The sequence below is a fragment of the Pseudomonas sp. NBRC 100443 genome (genome assembly GCF_030268185.1).
In the GTDB taxonomy this organism is placed as follows: domain Bacteria; phylum Pseudomonadota; class Gammaproteobacteria; order Pseudomonadales; family Pseudomonadaceae; genus Pseudomonas; species Pseudomonas citronellolis.
Genome location: NZ_BSQE01000085.1, coordinates 1 through 322 on the forward strand (window position 1 = coordinate 1; position 322 = coordinate 322).

1 protein-coding gene is annotated in these 322 nt (G+C 68.0%); it reads right to left on the reverse strand.

All coding sequences use genetic code 11. From position 1 onward, the window contains the following. A partial coding sequence (locus QSJ95_RS32645; protein WP_285647902.1) for a terminase gpA endonuclease subunit occupies positions 1-322 on the reverse strand: 322 nt, incomplete at both ends.

Genomic DNA, 322 nt, shown 5'->3' on the forward strand with positions numbered 1-322 from the left:
CACACAGCCAGGCGTCGGCTGCCACGGGATCGGCACGTCGATGCGCAGGCGGCTGTAGATCAGCTCCTTCGCGTTGTCGGTGCCCAGTTCGGTCTTGTAGACCTTGCGCTTGCGGCGCTTCGGGAAGCTGGCGATGGGCTTGCCGTAGGTGCTGGCCCCGAAGGTCGGGATCACCCAGTGCACGCCGTGCTTGGTGCTCTCGGCCTCCACCTCGTCGGAATAGTGGCCGCCGGCGTCCCAGCACCAGCGCATGACGCCCATCGGCACGCCGTCGGCGCGGGTGAACTGCCGGTGAATCTCCAGCCCGACCTTGCGCCGCAGT